This window comes from Cohnella ginsengisoli (genome assembly GCF_029525555.1).
Lineage (GTDB): Bacteria > Bacillota > Bacilli > Paenibacillales > Paenibacillaceae > Cohnella > Cohnella ginsengisoli.
The window spans coordinates 547,029-559,576 of sequence record NZ_JAPDHZ010000004.1 but is presented as its reverse complement, the minus strand read 5'-3'; the positions used below and the strand labels follow the sequence as shown (position 1 = coordinate 559,576).

The following is a 12,548-nucleotide window of genomic DNA, read 5'->3' as shown; positions in this document are numbered from 1 at the left end:
CCCCATCGTGTCGTTAATGAATCGTATATCCGCCGTCCGCCAGCATCGCGCTTCCCGTGACGAACGACGCGAGCGGGCTGCCCATGAAAAGGATGCAGCTCGCGATCTCCTCCGGACGCCCGAGTCTGCCTATCGGATGCAGTCCGATCAGATCGTCGATCGTGCCCTGCGGACCGCGCTTGCCCTCGAACTGCCTGCGCAGCAGCGGCGTATCGACCGCGCCCGGGCAGATGCAGTTGACCCGCACGCCGTCCGCCGCCGTCTCCAGCGCCAGGCTGCGCGTGAAGTTGACGACCGCCGCCTTTGAAGCGGTATACGCCGTGAAGCTCCCGGCGCCGACGAAGGCGAGCTGGGAAGCGGTATTGACGATGCAGCCCCGCGAAATCTTAAGCTTCGGCAGCGCCGCTTTGCAGCACAGGAACACGCTTTTCAGATTTACGCCCATCAGCCGGTCCCAGGCCGCTTCGGTCGTCTCCTCCAGGCTGGCTACCAGCTCGATCCCGGCGTTATTGACCAATACGTCAAGGCCGTCCCAGTGCCGCCATAAACGCTCGAACGCGGCTTTCACCGCATCCGAATCGGACAGGTCGACCGGCAGCTCCAGAACGCCTTCCGCCAGTCGTTCTTCCTTGAATGCGATATCGAAGACGGCCGTCGACGCGCCGGCTTGCTTGAAGGCCGCTGCAGCGGCTGCGCCGATACCGCTCGCGCCGCCGGCGATCAGCACCCTTTTGCCTGTCAAATCCATCATGGCCCCGTCCCCCTTGTCCCCAAATTCATCTTTCGCCAAGGCGCTTCGCCCGGGCGGCCCGCCGTATAATGCATGACACGCGCCGAGGCGTCCCAGATGAGGCCGCTTAACGTCACGTGCGGCAGCGCCGCATTGGAACGCCCGTGGATGATGCCATCCGCGCAAATATCCCCTGGCGTCGCGCCGCCCGTTCCGCCCTCGCTCTCATGCTTGCTCGCGAGCAAGGACGCCAAAGCCTCCCATGCCTCCTCCCGTTCGCAGCCGGACCGTACGAGCGAGGCGAGCGTCTTCTGCGTCTTTGCGAGCCGAAGCTCGCGGTCGGACCGGATCGCTTCAGGGAGCGAAGCCTGCTCGGCCAATTTGAGCCCCAGCGCCTGATTGCTCCGCGCGGTCCACCTTTGCGCCGAGTCGTCATGCCAGGCCGTCTCGGCGCCCTCATGCTCGAACACGAGCAGCTTGCCGTCGCGGTCCGCGATGACATGGCTGCCGCCGACCGTCGGCTCGGCCGTCTCCCGGTACCGCTCCAGCATGAGCGCAAGCGCCTCCTCCGCGGTGCGGGAGCGCGCCAACGCTTCCGCTTGCGCGCTCCCGCGCAGGTCGTTCAGCCAGAAGCTCTCGGCGGGGCGGCCGTCCGGCTCCGGAATCTCGCAGCCGAAGTAGCTGCTGATGAGCATGACGCCTCGCTCGTTCATGCCTGCGTTGACGCCCTTCTGGGGCTGGATGCCGTAGGCCAACGAGGCATAGCCGCCTTCGGCGCGCGCGATGCCGTGCCAGTAGCCTACCGGGGGCGAATCCGAATTTTTGAACCCCAGCACCTTCGCCTCGCCGTTTGCGCCCCGGCATACGATCGCCCCGATTGTGCACATCCGCCGACCTCCCCTTTCCTGGCGACCGCCTTCAGAAGTTCGGATAAGCGCGATTCGCGCGCATTCGGCCATAGTCGATTTTCGTCCTGAGCGACGCTTCGTTCAGCAGCCGGTTCGATGCCGCCTGGGCCATCCTCGCCAGCTTCTCTTCGTCCACGCCGACGAGGCGTCCTTCCTTGACGACGACTTTGCCGCTGACGATCGTCGTGTCGACGGTCTGCGACAGGCCCGCCAATACCGGCAGCGTCGCGTCATTGTGGAGCGCGCCGGCGAAAGCAAGCTGCCGCGAATCGATCATGAACAAATCGGCCGCCTTGCCGATCTCGAGCGACCCGATGTCGTCGGCCCAGCCAAGCACCTTCGCCGACCTCATCGTCGCGACCCGCAGGCAATCTTCTGCGCCGATGTCCGTCGTGCCGTGCATCAGGTTGTGCAGCAAATGCGCGGCTCTCACCTCGCCCAACATATTCGAGCCGTCGTTCGATGCCGAACCGTCCACGCCGAGTCCGACCGAGACGCCGGCCTGCAGCATTTTGACGATTGGCATGACCCCGGAGCCCATCTTCATATTGCTGCACGGACAGTGCGCCACGCCGCAGCCGCGATGGGCGAGCCGTCCGATCTCTCCGTCGTCGAAATAAATGCCGTGCGCGTACCAGACGTCCGGACCGACCCAGCCGTTCGCTTCCATGAATTCGAGCGGCCGCATGCCGAGCCTTTCTAGGCAATACGCATCTTCGTCCTTTGTCTCGGCCAGATGCGTATGCATCCGCACGCCGTAGCTGCGGGCGAGACTCGCCGATTCGCGGAGCAGGTCCGCCGTGATCGAAAAAGGCGAGCAAGGCGCGACGCCGACGCGCACCATCGCGAAGCGGCCCGGATCGTGATACGTCTCGATGAGCCGGCGCGAATCGCGCATAATGGCCCCCTCGGTCTGGCACACCTCGTCCGGCGGCAAGCCGCCTTTGGAGCGCCCGAGCGACATCGAGCCGCGCGTCGGGAAAAACCGGATGCCGAGCTCGCCGGCCGCCCGGATCTCTTCGTCGATCAGCTCGCCGGAGACGCCGTTCGGAAAGCAGTAAAAATGGTCCGCAGCCGTCGTGCAGCCGCTTTTGAGCAGCTCGCCCAGCCCGACTTTGGCGCTGAGATAAATATCCTCGGGACGCAGGCAGCGCCAGATGTCGTATAACGTGATCAACCAGTCGAACAGCTCGGTCTTTTGAACGAACGGAATGTTCCTCGTGAGGTTTTGATAAAGGTGGTGATGCGTATTGATGAGGCCCGGGTAAACGATTTTTCCCGTCGCGTCGATGACCGTATCCGCCGCCTGGTACGGAATGTCGTTTCCGATCGCCACGATCTGCTGGTCGACCGCGTAAAGGCTCCCTCCCGGATAGGCGTTGCGGTCCTTGTCCATCGTGATGATATTTTTAGCGTTTTTGATAAGGAGCGTTCGCAAGGTCCGTCACCTGTCCTCTCCGCCTCGATGGATTCATTCTAGCGGCGAATGCATGGACCGAACAATCGAAAAATCGAGCGTTTGTCATATTCTATAACACAAACGCTCGTTTTTCGTTGGTCTGCATGATTTACGTTCGAATTCAAGTTATGTTTACTCACATTATCCATGAATATTGTTTTTTTTACTGCAGCGCCGATCCGCTTGATGCAGCAGTGCGAGACGGCTCTCGTCTGATCGAGCAGGCGTTGCAGGAATTCGCGGGCATCTGCGAAACCGTGCAGGTTCTGGATGCGACGGCGCGATGCTTGATCGATTGCATGAAGAAAGACCGCTTTGCGCGTTTGCGCGAAGCGGTCTTTCTTTATATACGCCCGTTTCGAGCGCGCGCCTTGGACTTGATCGGCCTGGCGTTAGCGAGAATCGCCAACTCTGCGAGTCATGGTTCATGACTCATGAGCTGCCTATTCTCGCCGCCTGTTAGACTCCTATTCGCTGCCTAACGGCCTCCTCCGAACTAGCGAGGCACCGCGCCAAGCAGTCAGCCGGGCGGCTCGGCGGCATGTTTGAGGACCCATGGGTACCAGCGGTGACCGGCTTTTTTTTTCAATATTGCTCCAATATCTTCGTCGTCTTGAGACCGTCTTGCGGCAAAAACCAGCCTTCCGAGATCAGCTTGTTCTTGAGCGAATCTCTCACTGCGGATGCTGTCGCGTAATCGTCTTCCTTGAAGGAAGCTTCGACGAGATAATCGTAGCCGGTTCCCGTCGCTTTTTTTGATTTCCCAAATCTCGATGTAGAGCTCCTCGCCGGCCCACTCGCCGATCGAACGCTTGGCGCTGACCGGCCCGTATATATGGGCGTCATGGAGAATGTCTTCCGCCCAGTCTCCCGATTGCCAATTTTCCAGTTTGCCCGCAATGAGGTCCTCCGCGAGATCTCTCGAATCCCCCTTGCCCGGCAGCTCCATGCCTTCGTAACCGTCAAGCTCCGCGTCCTTCTTGTTGCTGAAACTGAGCGTCTGCGACGAGAAGCCCCAATCGATCTGCGCCTCGTAGTCGTCCTCGTCCGCGTCAAAGCCGTCCGCCGCAGCCCAATTTAACGCAGCCTGAATGTTGCCGCCCGCGATCGGATATCGCATTTTATACGTGACCTCGAACGCCTTGTCGCTGTAGGCCTCCATTTTCCGGATTCGGACGTCCCAGCCCTCGGCGTTCAGATCCAGATCGTCGCTGTCCAGGTACTCCACGTTCATTTTTTCGACCGTTGAAGGCATGTCGAACGCGTTCAGCACCGCACTCTTCAGCTTGTGGTCGAAGCCCAACACGACAGCCGGGTCCAGATACCATTTCACCTCGTAGTTCGGCGTCGCGACGCCTGCGGCTTGAACGGTCTGGCCGCAGGGCCATGCAGATAGGAGCGTGCTTGCGCCGAGCAAGGCGCAGGCCAAGAGCAGCGAGCTTCTTTTCATTAATGAATCCCTCCTTCGAATACCGGGCCGTACAGCGTCCCACGATCGACATGCGACCCTGCCGGCCCGGCTTACTACAACTTTATCAAGCGATTATTCGGCGCGCATTCGATCGGCATCAACGCTGGGTCAAGCCATTTTCGGCATTCTCTTGTTCCATATCGAATGTATTTATAAGGCGTATAACAAATAAACTACGCATAAACAAAAAAACGCCTCGCGGCCGGGATAGCATCCCTTACGCGAGACGGTGGGCGCCGGCAATCAGCGCGACGATTGAGCTTTGGATTTGGCCGCTTCGGCCTCGGCGTTGCCCTCGGACTTGAGCACCTCGTGGTGCGGCTTCACCTTCCGGATGAAGAATGCCAGCACAAGCGCGGCGATCGTGATCCAAGTGGCGACGACGAACGCGTGCTGGATGCCGTAAAGCGTCGCTTCCTTACCGATATCGGCCACTTGAGCGGCATTCGCTTTGTCTTTTGGATCGATACCAGCGGCGGTGAAGAGCGTATTTCTTTCGGTTGCCGCCTTGTTATTCATGATGGTGACGAGCAAGGCGGTGCCGAGCGCGCCGGCGACGTTACGCAGCGTCTGGGACATGGCCGAACCGTGGGAGTTGAGCGTCTGCGGCAGCTGGTTCATGCCCGCCGTCTGGATCGGCATCATGAGCAGCGACATGCCGAACATCCGCGCCGAGTAAATTAAAATGATGTGCATATAAGTGGAGTCCAGCGCGATCCGGCTCAGCTCCCACGTCGTAAGCGACGTGATGATGAGACCGACGACGGCCAGCCAACGCGCGCCGATCTTGTCGAAGATCATGCCCGTGATCGGTGACATAATCCCCATCAGGATCGCGCCCGGCAGCAGCAAGAGGCCGGATTCGAGCGGCGTGAAGCCGCGAATGTTTTGCAGGTAGATCGGCATGAGCACCATGGCGGAGAACATCGCCATCGTGATGATGACGTTGATGACCGTCGTCAGCGAGTACATATTGAACTTGAACACGCGAAACTCGAGCAGCGGCTTCTTCGCCGTCAGCTCTCGCCAGACGAACAGCACGAGCGCGACTGCGCCGACGATCAAGCTGACGATGACTCTCGTGCTATCCCAGCCGTCGTTGCCGGCGTCGCTGAAGCCATACAGGATTCCGCCGAAGCCGAGCGTGGAGAGTACGACGCCAAGTACGTCCAATTTCGGCTTGGAGTTCGGCGTGACGTTTTTCATCGAGATGGCGCCGTAAATGAGCGAAAATATGGCCAGCGGAAGTACGATGTAGAACAGGACGCGCCAGGAATAGTGTTCGACGACCCATCCGGAAAGCGTCGGACCGACGGCCGGCGCGAAGATCATGGCCAGACCCATCATGCCCATCGCCTTGCCGCGTTGTTCGATCGGGAAGATCGTCAGGAACACGACGGACATGAGCGGCATCATGATGCCCGCCCCGACGGCCTGGATCAAACGGCCCGTCAGCAGCGTGCCGAAGTTCGGCGCGAGCGCGGCCACGACTGTACCTACCGTGAAAAGCCCCATGGCGACCGTGTACAATTGACGGGTCGTAAACTTGGATATCAAATAGGCGGTAACCGGAATGACGACGCCGTTAACGAGCATATAGCCCGTCACGAGCCATTGAATCGTATTGGACCCGATGTTCAGATCCGCCATCATTTTCGGCAGCGCGACGTTCAGCAGCGTCTGGCTTAGCAGCGCGACGAAGGCGCCGATGAGGAGCGACGCGACGATCGGACCTTTTCTCAGGGTGGATGTTAAGGCATTACTCATCTTTATTTTCCTCTCTCGCTTTGTGTAATATTTGCACGATGCGGCCGTGTATGCGCAGCAGGTCGTTCAGGTCTTCCTCGCCGAGCTCGTTAAGCGGCTCCAGCATCAATTTGCGCCGCTCGTCGATTTTCACCCACAATCCATCGCCTTCAGGCGTCAATCTCAGCGAGATGGATCGACGATCGTTTTCCGGCCGCTCCCGCGTGACGAGCTTCGCCTTGACCATCCGATCCACGATACCGCTCGCCGTGCTGGGGCCGACGAACAGGCATTCGGCCAACTCCGACAGGCTCATCCGCGGCCTCTCCCTCAGGTTCTTCAAAACGAGCAGTTGGATCGGAGTGACGCCCAGATGATGGCCTGCACGCTGCATCGAATGGTAAAACGACTGGTTGACTTCTCTAAAAGACGTGAATAGTTCCGAGATCAACGATTGATCTTGCATCTCCCTCCCCCCTTATCCGTTATGATTAGAATTAGTGCTTAGAACCTTTTCCTTGCAAATAATTGCTTAACAAATAATTCGCATACGAAGTATATTAGTACAGCCGGCTTTTCGGGTCAAACCTTATATTTGCCCAAAAACAAAGAAAATCCGCAGCAAGCTGCCCTGAGGGCGGCTGCTGCGGCCGGATGATCACGGTATTCCGCTTTGACGCATTATTGCTCTTCGGCAGTCGGCTGCTCCTCCGCCAGGCCCGCGAATAGCGCGTGGACGAACTGCTCGGCGTCGAACTGCTGCAGGTCGTCCATCTTTTCGCCGAGTCCGACGAACTTGACCGGCAGCGACATTTCGCGCCGGATGGCGATCACGATGCCGCCCTTGGCCGTGCCGTCGAGCTTGGTCAGCACGAGGCCGGAGACGCCGCTTTTCTCGCCGAACAGCTTGGCTTGCTGGAGCGCATTCTGTCCTGTGGCCGCGTCCAGCACGAGAAGCGTCTCGTGCGGCGCGCTCGGAATCTCCCGCTGGATGACGCGATAGATTTTGGACAGCTCCTCCATCAGGTTCGCTTTGTTCTGCAGGCGTCCGGCCGTATCGCAGAGCAGGACGTCGACGCCGCGCTGCTTGGCAGCCTGAACGGCATCGTACATGACCGCCGCAGGGTCGGAGCCGGCTTGCTGGCTGATCACCTCGACGCCGACGCGCTCGCCCCAGACTTGCAGCTGTTCGATCGCGCCGGCGCGGAACGTATCGCCCGCGGCCAACAGCACCTTTTTTGCCCTCTTGCTTGAACCGGTGCGCGAGCTTGCCGATCGTCGTCGTTTTGCCGACGCCGTTGACGCCGACGAACAAAATGACCGTAATGCCGTTCGGATTCATCTTGAGCTGGGACGATTCGCCGCTATCCGTCAATAGTCCGACCAGCTTTTCGGACAAAATAGGCTGAAGCTCCGACGGCTGCTCGATGCGGCGCTTTTTCACTTCGTCGCGAAGATCCTCGATCAGCTCCATGACCGTATTGACGCCAACGTCGGCGCCGATCAGAATTTCTTCGAGCTCCTCGAAGAACGCCTCGTCGATTTTTTTTGCGCCGGGTGAAAAGGTCGGTCACCTGTCCGACGAAGGCGTCGCGCGTTTTCGAGAGACCTTCCTTGAACTTGTTCGTTACCGCCTCCGTCTTCGAGGCGATGCTTTCCTTCAATCGTTTAAAAAAACTCATCCTTCGTTCCTCCTGCCGGTCAGTCCGCCGACCCATAAAACGCTCGGCGTCCGCCCCGTCCTTCATTATGAATCATCGTGCCGAACGCGGTGGCCATCAGGCCGTCGCTTCCGCCGTAAACGTTTCGCTCTCTTCCAGCTTGACGGATACGAGCTTGGACACGCCGCCTTCCTCCATCGTCACGCCGTACAGCATATCCGCTTCCTCCATCGTGCCTTTGCGGTGCGTGACGACGATGAACTGCGTCAGTTCGGAAAAATCGCGCATATATCTCGCGTAGCGCGCGACATTCGCCTCGTCCAGCGCGGCCTCGACTTCGTCGAGCACGCAGAACGGCACCGGCTTTACGTTCAGTATCGCGAAAAGCAGGGCGATCGCCGTCAAAGCCCGCTCGCCGCCGGAGAGCAGCTGCAGGTTTTGCAGCTTTTTGCCCGGCGGCTGGGCGACGATCTCGATGCCGGTGTCGAGCGGGCGCTCCGGCTCGCTTAAAATAAGGTCGGCTCTTCCGCCGCCGAACAGCTTGGAGAAGACGACGACGAAGTGTCCGCGAATCTGGTCGAACGTCGTGCGGAACCGTCTCGACATCTCCTCGTCCATCTCGTGGATAATCGCGTGAAGCTTACTTTTGGCCTCCATCAGGTCGTTCTTTTGGGCGTCCAAAAATTCGTAGCGCTCGCTAACGCGCTTGAATTCTTCGATGGCGCCCAGATTGACCTCGCCAAGCATCGTAATCTTGCGCTTCAGCTCGCGCACGTCGTTTTGCGCGGCGGGCACGTCCTCGGGGACGGCATACTTTTCCTTCGCCCACTCGTAGCCGATCTCGTATTCTTCGCTGAGCTTGCGGAGGAGATTGTCGAGCTCGACGTCCATCCGGTTCGAGGAGATCTCCGCCTGGCGAAGCTGGTCCTCGACCTGGCGCAGCTGGTTGCGCTGCTCGCGCGTCTCGTTTTCCTTGCGCTCGAGCTCGCGCTGCCGCTGGCTCCGGTCCGCTCGCCGGAATTCGATCCCTTCGGTGAATTCCTTCTTGGCGAGCCGCAGCTCGTTGAGCCGTTCGCGCTGCTGGTTTTGCTCGGCGGCCGTACGCTCGGTGTCCGCCGCATTTTGCGCGAGCGTCTCCTTCAGTTGGCGCGACTCGGCGGACAGTCGCATCTCTTCGCCGCGATGGCGGCCGGACTGTTCGACGATCGACGCCCGCTCCTGCTCCATGCGCGCGATGGACACTTTCATCTCGGTCAGCTGCGCCTGCAGCTCTTCCTTCGCGCTCGCGCTCCGGCGCTTGAGCTCCTCCGCCTCGCGAATCGCGCGCGACAGGCGCTCTTCTTCGGCGGTATGCTTGACGAGCCGCGTTTCAGCTTCGGCACGGGCAGTCGCAAGCTCTGCCTTCTCGCGGCCGAGTCCGCCTTCGTCGCCGCCGATCGCGGCCAGCTGCGCCTCGAGCTGTTCCCGTTCCTCCGCGTGCCGCTGCCGCTGGGCCGACGCCTGCTGCTCTTCCATCCGCGCGCGCTCGCCGGATTCGCGGAGCTGCTCGATATTTTGCTGTGCCAGCGCCAGCTCTTTCTTCAGATCGTCGAACTCGGCGCGCAGCTTGATTCGCGCCTGCTCCGCGGCTTTGATCTCCTTGGCAAGCTCTTCAAGCTGGCGTTGCCGGCCAAGCAGGTTGGACGATTTGCGCGCCATGCTGCCGCCCGTCATCGAGCCGCCCGCATTGACGACGTCGCCGTCGAGCGTCACGACCCGGTAACGGTACTGCAGCCGCGAAGCGATCCGGTTCGCATGCTCGAGCTTCTCCGCGATCATCACGTTGCCGAGCATGCTGCCGACGATCGCCGCGTACTTGTGCTCAAAGCTTACGAGCTCGGACGCTACGCCGACAAAACCTTCCAGCTCGGACACGCTTCTGCGATCGCTGTCTCCGACGTTCCGCGCCTTGATGACGTCGAGCGGCAGGAACGTCGCGCGTCCGGACTGCCGCTGCTTCAGGTATCCGATCGCGGCCCGCGAGGTCGCTTCGTTTTCCATGACGATATTTTGCAGCGCGGCGCCGAGCGCCGTCTCCACGGCCACTTCAAGGTGCGCAGGCACGGTCACGAGCTCGGCGACCGCGCCGTGAACGCCGTGCAGATGCCCGCGCTTCGCGGCCTTCAGCACTTCGCGAACGCCGTGCTGGAAGCCGTCGTAATCGTTCGCCAGCTCCGCGATCGTATCGCGGCGCGACACGAGCGCTTCGCGCTTCTGATCCCAGCGGCGTCCCTCGCCCTGCGTCTCCTCGAGCCGTCGCTGCAGGTCGGCCACGCGGGTGCCCTCGGCGATATAGCGGTCACGCGTCTGCGCGACCGCCTGCGCGCAAGCCGCAACCCGGAGCTCGAGCTCCGCCCCGCGCAGCTTGAGCGCTTCGCGCTGTTCCTCGAGCTTGGCGCGCTCGCCGGCCGTGCGGGCCGACTTGCGCGCGAGCTCTTCCCGCTGCTGCTCGCAGTAGCGGATATCGTTGCGCGCCTGGGCCATCGCGTTCATCGTCTCGAACAGATCCGTCTTCAGCCGCTCTTCGGCGTCCTCGCTGCCGTCCGCGATCGCGAGCTTCACTTCTTCCTCGATCAGCTTCGTCTGAAGCGCCTCGAGCTCGCCTTCGACTTCCTCGCGGCGCCTCTCGACTTTCTCGCCCTCGGCCTTCGACGCAGTCAGCCGCTCGGTCACCAGGGCCAGACTCTCTTCGAGCTGCGCGCGGCCGCGCGACAGATTCGCCATGCGCTCCGTGAGCAGCTCGCCGTAGCCTTCGCTCTTCTCCGTCTCCTCTGTCGTCCGCAGCAGCTCGTCCTGAAGGCGCTCGAGCGCTTCCTCGAGCCGCTGCAGCGCCTGACGCTCCTCTTCGAGCTGGGCGTCGTGGGCCGACACGACTGTCGAGAGCTCGAGTTGTTCCTTGCGGAGCTTCTCGAGCTTGCCGTTCGTCTCCGCCCAGGTTTTGTGCACCGTATCGATCTGATGCACGTATAGCGCGATCTCTTTGTTTTTCAGCTCTTCCTTCAGCAGCTTGAACGACTCGGCCTTCGCGGCTTGCTTGCGAAGCGGCTCGACCTGGCTCTCGAGCTCGACGACGAGGTCGTTGATCCGCAGCAGGTTGCCTTCGGTATCTTCAAGCTTGCGCTGCGCTTCCTTTTTTGCGAGACTTGTACTTGACGATGCCGGACGCTTCCTCGAAAATGCCGCGACGGTCCTCGGAGCGCGTACTCAAAATCTCCTCGATGCGCCCTTGGCCGATGATCGAATAAGCTTCTTTGCCGATGCCGGTATCCATGAACAGCTCCGTGATGTCCTTCAGGCGGCACGGCTGCTTGTTGATCAAATATTCGCTGTCCCCGCTCCGGTGCACGCGGCGCGTAACCGTGACCTCCGCGAAATCGAGCGGCAGCGCCTTGTCGCTGTTGTCGAGCGTCAGCGACACCTCGCCGAAGTTAACCGCCTTGCGGGCGTCGCTGCCGGCGAAGATGACGTCCTGCATATTGCCGCCGCGCAGGCTCTTGGCGCTTTGCTCCCCGAGTACCCAGCGGATGCCGTCGGAGATGTTGCTCTTGCCGCTGCCGTTCGGGCCGACGACCGCGGTGATGCCGCGGCCGAACTCCAGCTGCGTCCGGTCCGCGAACGATTTGAAGCCGGCAAGCTCAATGCCTTTCAGATACATGGGGATCCCTCACCTTTTGTCTCTCGCTGCCCGCGGCTTGTCCGCCACCCGTCTCCGCGTCCGTCCGTAATTGGCGAAGCGCCTGCGCGGCCGACTGCTGCTCGGCTTCCTTCTTGGAACGCCCGGCCCCTTGGCCGAGCCTGCGTTCGCCGATTCGGACCTCGACGACGAATTCCCTGTCGTGCGCCGGTCCCCGCTCCTCCAGAATCCGGTAATCGAGCGTCCCGAGACCTAGATGCTGCACGCGTTCCTGCAGCTCCGTCTTGTGATCCTTGATCGGCGCTTGGCCTTCCTTGGGCAAATGCGCGAACAGGTGCTCGCCGAGGAAGCGGTTGACCTCGGCCAACCCCTGATCCAAATACAACGCGCCGACGAAAGCCTCGAAGGCATCCGCCAGCAGCGACGGACGGCTCCGCCCGCCCGTCTGCTCCTCCCCTTTGCCGAGCAGCACGACCTGCCCGAATTCGAGCGCCTCGGCAAAACGGACAAGCGACGGCTCGCATACGATCGCGGCCCTAAGACGCGTGAGTTCGCCCTCGGGACGGTCCGGATACATCCGGTACAGCGCCTCGGACACGGTCAGCTGAAGAACGGCGTCTCCCAGAAATTCAAGGCGCTCGTTGTGCTCCACGCGGGAGCCCCGCTGCTCGTTCACGTACGACGTATGGGTAAAAGCTTGCCTAAGCAGCGAGACGTTGCGGAAACGGACGCCCGCTCTCTCCTGCAGCCGGTTCATGGCTTCGCTCATGTACGGCATCCTCCTTCGTGATCCTCCGCAAGTTAGACCCTTCGTTCCCCCCGTCGTTAAGCGGATACGAACGTCTTACTTTAGAAAAAACGCAGGCGGCACGCCGCCTGCGTCATGGCCGATCGCTTACT

At 61.0% G+C, this 12,548-nt stretch carries 8 protein-coding genes and 2 pseudogenes; 1 reads left to right on the top strand and 9 read right to left on the bottom strand.

From position 1 onward, the window contains the following. Nucleotides 1-13: 13 nt before the first annotated feature. Genes OMP38_RS23615 through OMP38_RS23605 form a run of 3 tightly spaced genes read right to left on the bottom strand, consistent with a single transcriptional unit; the run spans nucleotide 14 to nucleotide 3,076 of the window. Nucleotides 14-751 carry an SDR family NAD(P)-dependent oxidoreductase gene (locus OMP38_RS23615; protein ID WP_277567262.1) on the bottom strand — a complete coding sequence of 246 codons (738 nt, stop codon included), beginning with the start codon at nucleotides 749-751 and terminating at the stop codon, nucleotides 14-16. Beyond that, complete coding sequence (locus OMP38_RS23610; protein WP_277567261.1) at nucleotides 748-1,617, bottom strand: C45 family peptidase; 870 nt, start codon at nucleotides 1,615-1,617, stop codon at nucleotides 748-750. The genes OMP38_RS23615 and OMP38_RS23610 overlap by 4 nt, the downstream gene beginning before the upstream one ends. Before the next feature lie 31 nt (nucleotides 1,618-1,648). Continuing rightward, nucleotides 1,649-3,076, bottom strand: a complete 1,428-nt coding sequence (locus OMP38_RS23605) for an 8-oxoguanine deaminase (protein WP_277567260.1) — start codon at nucleotides 3,074-3,076, stop codon at nucleotides 1,649-1,651. A 149-nt stretch (nucleotides 3,077-3,225) separates the two neighbouring features. Here OMP38_RS23605 and OMP38_RS23600 point away from each other — a divergent pair, with 149 nt between their 5' ends. After that, entirely contained in the window at nucleotides 3,226-3,528 is a 303-nt protein-coding gene (locus tag OMP38_RS23600) for a hypothetical protein (RefSeq protein ID WP_277567259.1), read from the top strand. 89 nt (nucleotides 3,529-3,617) lie between these two features. Here the strand turns inward: OMP38_RS23600 and OMP38_RS23595 are convergent, their stop codons facing one another. The 6 genes and pseudogenes from OMP38_RS23595 to rnc form a co-directional block, all read right to left on the bottom strand. Continuing rightward, nucleotides 3,618-4,547 carry a hypothetical protein gene (locus tag OMP38_RS23595; protein WP_277567258.1) on the bottom strand — a complete coding sequence of 310 codons (930 nt, stop codon included), beginning with the start codon at nucleotides 4,545-4,547 and terminating at the stop codon, nucleotides 3,618-3,620. A 264-nt stretch (nucleotides 4,548-4,811) separates the two neighbouring features. Continuing rightward, nucleotides 4,812-6,335, bottom strand: a complete 1,524-nt coding sequence (locus tag OMP38_RS23590; RefSeq protein WP_277567257.1) for a DHA2 family efflux MFS transporter permease subunit — start codon at nucleotides 6,333-6,335, stop codon at nucleotides 4,812-4,814. Continuing rightward, the gene (locus OMP38_RS23585; RefSeq protein WP_277567256.1) at nucleotides 6,328-6,780 is read right to left on the bottom strand and encodes a MarR family winged helix-turn-helix transcriptional regulator; all 453 of its coding nucleotides are present in this window, start codon (nucleotides 6,778-6,780) and stop codon (nucleotides 6,328-6,330) included. The genes OMP38_RS23590 and OMP38_RS23585 overlap by 8 nt, the downstream gene beginning before the upstream one ends. 215 nt (nucleotides 6,781-6,995) lie before the next feature. Continuing rightward, nucleotides 6,996-7,996: pseudogene (gene ftsY, locus OMP38_RS23580) on the bottom strand (signal recognition particle-docking protein FtsY). A 96-nt stretch (nucleotides 7,997-8,092) separates the two neighbouring features. Beyond that, a pseudogene (smc, locus tag OMP38_RS23575) lies at nucleotides 8,093-11,669 on the bottom strand (chromosome segregation protein SMC). Next, nucleotides 11,650-12,417 (bottom strand): ribonuclease III, encoded by a 768-nt coding sequence (gene rnc, locus OMP38_RS23570; RefSeq protein WP_277567255.1) that lies wholly within the window; start codon nucleotides 12,415-12,417, stop codon nucleotides 11,650-11,652. The pseudogene smc and the gene rnc overlap by 20 nt, the downstream one beginning before the upstream one ends. Nucleotides 12,418-12,548: the final 131 nt, after the last annotated feature.

Coding starts and splice junctions, on each gene's coding strand:
- OMP38_RS23590 (WP_277567257.1), bottom strand. CDS start 6,335: ATGAGTAATGCCTTAACATCCACCCTGAGAAAAGGTCCGATCGTCGCG.
- OMP38_RS23610 (WP_277567261.1), bottom strand. CDS start 1,617: ATGTGCACAATCGGGGCGATCGTATGCCGGGGCGCAAACGGCGAGGCG.
- OMP38_RS23600 (WP_277567259.1), top strand. CDS start 3,226: ATGTTTACTCACATTATCCATGAATATTGTTTTTTTTACTGCAGCGCC.
- OMP38_RS23615 (WP_277567262.1), bottom strand. CDS start 751: ATGATGGATTTGACAGGCAAAAGGGTGCTGATCGCCGGCGGCGCGAGC.
- rnc (WP_277567255.1), bottom strand. CDS start 12,417: ATGAGCGAAGCCATGAACCGGCTGCAGGAGAGAGCGGGCGTCCGTTTC.
- OMP38_RS23595 (WP_277567258.1), bottom strand. CDS start 4,547: ATGAAAAGAAGCTCGCTGCTCTTGGCCTGCGCCTTGCTCGGCGCAAGC.
- OMP38_RS23585 (WP_277567256.1), bottom strand. CDS start 6,780: ATGCAAGATCAATCGTTGATCTCGGAACTATTCACGTCTTTTAGAGAA.